General features: G+C 46.4%; 1 protein-coding gene and 2 pseudogenes. 2 read left to right on the top strand and 1 reads right to left on the bottom strand.

What is annotated here, in order from left to right; translation table 11 throughout:
• Positions 1 to 545 (top strand): annotated as a pseudogene (locus KIO97_RS26040) (hypothetical protein); the annotation flags it as partial.
• Between the two features lie 37 nt (positions 546 to 582).
• Here the strand turns inward: KIO97_RS26040 and KIO97_RS26035 are convergent.
• A pseudogene (locus tag KIO97_RS26035) lies at positions 583 to 1,743 on the bottom strand (IS4 family transposase); the annotation flags it as partial.
• Between the two features lie 20 nt (positions 1,744 to 1,763).
• Here KIO97_RS26035 and KIO97_RS26030 point away from each other — a divergent pair.
• Complete coding sequence (locus KIO97_RS26030) at positions 1,764 to 3,002, top strand: IS256 family transposase (RefSeq protein WP_285384362.1); 1,239 nt, start codon at positions 1,764 to 1,766, stop codon at positions 3,000 to 3,002.
• Positions 3,003 to 3,045 lie beyond the last annotated feature (43 nt).

Genomic DNA, 3,045 nt, shown 5'->3' with positions numbered 1-3,045 from the left:
TTCACTATGCCACTACACTTAACTCGGTGTCCAAAACTGCTGGTGCGGATCATCCGGATATAGTCGGCTTCTATGACACTTACATGGGGGATAAGCCATGGTTACGTGGCGGTGTGAACTACCGTTACAGTAAAACCATCGAAGCCCGTGAAGGAGATTTTGACGCAGGCCCAACGGTTGTCAGTGCTGTGACACCTGAAGGTGATGACTGGCATGATGATGTCTATCAGATGCTCATGCACCTAAAAAACGAAGGCAAGCTTACCGATTGGAACCAAGCTGCGTTTTTATTCCGCTCTGTAAAAGCAGACAAGGTAAGGGCGCTTGCGCAATCTCTCGAAGAGAAGGGTATTCCGGTATATTCACCACGCGCAAATCTATTTTTCGAACGAGAAGAAATCCGTCATATGATCGGTGCGTTGCACATGGTTTTTCCTATGGTGATGCCAGAGCGTAAGAAGAAAATTCAAGAAGGTCGAAGGCTAGCGATTTGGGATTACTACGAACAGCTCTTAAAAGATGGCTATGCACTGGCGGCTTTATGAGGGGATCCCTCAGGGCAGAGCAAGGCTCTAATGCCGTTCACTTAAGGTGATCGGCATTGTTTTTTCTAGGGTATCGGCTTGGCTTTTTCTTAACGACTCTAGGGAAGGATCTTTCTCTCCTAGGTTCAAGTATTAAGCTCTCACTCATTGAGTAGAAGTTTTGGAGTTGCCTCGGGATTGCTCCTGGTGACGAGTATGGAAGTCCCACTATCAGGCGCATGATGTGAGCTAGTGCTCCATTGAAGCTAAGTTGATATGGCAAGTAATCACCATTCAACGTATTACACATCTGCACCATTTGATACCTGATCAAGTTATAGGTCAGTAGTATTCCCCAGAGTTCTTGCTTCACTAATTCAGGGAGTCGACTTCGAAGCGTGAGTCGGTTACCAAGCATGTACTGTTTTTGCTCACGGTATCCGAGTTCAATTTCCCAACGATACCCATATAAGCCTACGATATCTGACTTTGGGTAGAGCATAGGGTCAAGCATTGAGGTGAGAACATCGTATTGCTTGCCATCTTTGACTCTCGTGATTAAACGTACAACCACTTCTTGTTCTAGCTCTGGCCACTTTTTACGTGCTTGCGGATTACTCTTCAGTTTTATCAGTTTATCTTGGCGGCCAAGAGACTGAACGACGTCATAAGTAAGTCCTTTTTTCATTGGGATAAGCCAATGTCGATTTATGCCTTGCGAGCTCCATGCTTGAAGTAGGCCAAGGGAGTAAAAGCCTTTATCAAAAAGGGTTAAACTATTATCAGGTGTCGTCTCTATCAGTTGCTCTGCTAACTTCATTTCATTGACGCTATAACAGTCAAAGGCACTGCCTGTGATTAAATGGCTGCTCAATTCCATCTGACATACCATGCGTACTTGTGGGTACTGTGTTTCTTTTCCGTCGCGATTGGTAGGCTTTGCAAACGTTGCAGCGTTCTCTTTTGAATCCTCAGTTCGCCACAAGACACCATCAACGCCAAGAAGAGTGAGTCCGTTCCAGTTTGGTAAATTAGCCTGCTTAAACCAATGACTCTGGGTACACTCAAAAAGAGCTTTAGCCGCTGACTCACCGAGGTTTTTTCTTCGCTGTGTTAATGCACTTGGAGCAACAAATGGTTTCCCTGTGCGGTCAACAATATCGAGCATATTTACAATGTCAGCCATGGATTTATCGTTATAGATTGCCATTCCAACTAGTTAACAGAAAGGTACACCGCATGGCTGATAATACTGTTGTTTCACTGAATACACCACAAGACCCGCTCACAGAACTGATACGTCAAGGGGCTAGGGATTTGATTGCACAAGCTGTTGAAGCTGAGCTTCAACAGTTACTTGCCCAACATCAGAAGACGATGGTTGATGGTAAACAAGCCATTGTCCGTAATGGTTTTCTTCCTGAGCGAACATTGCAAACCGGTATCGGTGAAGTCGAAGTGCAAATTCCTAAGGTAAGAGATCGCTCAGGGCATGGCGTCAAATTTAATAGCAACTTGATACCACCGTATCTCAAGCGAACAAAGAGCGTTGCAACATTGCTCCCGTTACTCTATCTCAAGGGGATATCGACGGGCGATATGCTGCCTGCTCTGGAGTCTTTGCTTGGTAAGGATGCGAAAGGCCTGTCAGCCAACAGCATCTGTCGCCTCAAAGAACGCTGGTATGCAGAATATGAACAGTGGCGTAAGCGTGACCTCAGTAGACGTCGCTATGTTTACGTTTGGGCTGACGGTGTTTACTGTCACGTTAGGATGGATGATAAGCTCTGTTTGCTCGTCATTATTGGCGTAGATGACACTGGACGCAAAGAAGTCCTTGGCGTTCTGGATGGTCATCGAGAGTCAGAAGCAAGTTGGACGGAACTCATTGAGCAGTTACGAGCACAGGGATTACAGTTAGCACCGAAGCTCGCCATCGGAGATGGCGCACTTGGCTTCTGGAAAGCCGTTGCTAAGTGCTGGCCTCAAACGGCTCAACAACGGTGTTGGGTACATAAGACAGCGAATGTGCTTAACAAGGTGCCCAAAAGCGTGCAGCCACGAATGAAGGAAGCACTGCAAGATATCTGGATGGCAGAAACGAGAGATGATGCTTATCACGCCTTCTCAACCTTCCAGAAACGCTTTGAAGCCAAGTATCCCAAGGCCACCGACTGCTTGGTGAAAGATAAAGCTGAAATGCTGGCGTTCTACGATTACCCAGCAGAGCACTGGGTTCATATCAGGACAACCAACCCAATAGAATCGATGTTCGCCACAGTACGTTTACGCACGAACAAGACAAAGAACTGTGGAAACAGAAAGACAACGTTGATGATGGCCTACAAGTTAATGCGTAGTGCAGAGACGAAATGGCGTCGTCTACGAGGTTTTGCACTCCTAGCGGATGTTGTGAAAGATGTTCGCTTCATCGATGGAGTGAAAGAAATGGAGGCTCATCAACAGGCTACAGCATGATCCTCCATACACCACATTTGACAATAGCTCTATCCTGCCAGAG

The sequence above is a fragment of the Vibrio sp. B181a genome (genome assembly GCF_030248375.1).
GTDB lineage: Bacteria > Pseudomonadota > Gammaproteobacteria > Enterobacterales > Vibrionaceae > Vibrio > Vibrio campbellii.
Note: the sequence above shows the minus strand (reverse complement) of the source record. Positions and strands in the feature narration are given on the sequence as shown.

Coding starts and splice junctions, on each gene's coding strand:
- KIO97_RS26030 (WP_285384362.1), top strand. CDS start 1,764: ATGGCTGATAATACTGTTGTTTCACTGAATACACCACAAGACCCGCTC.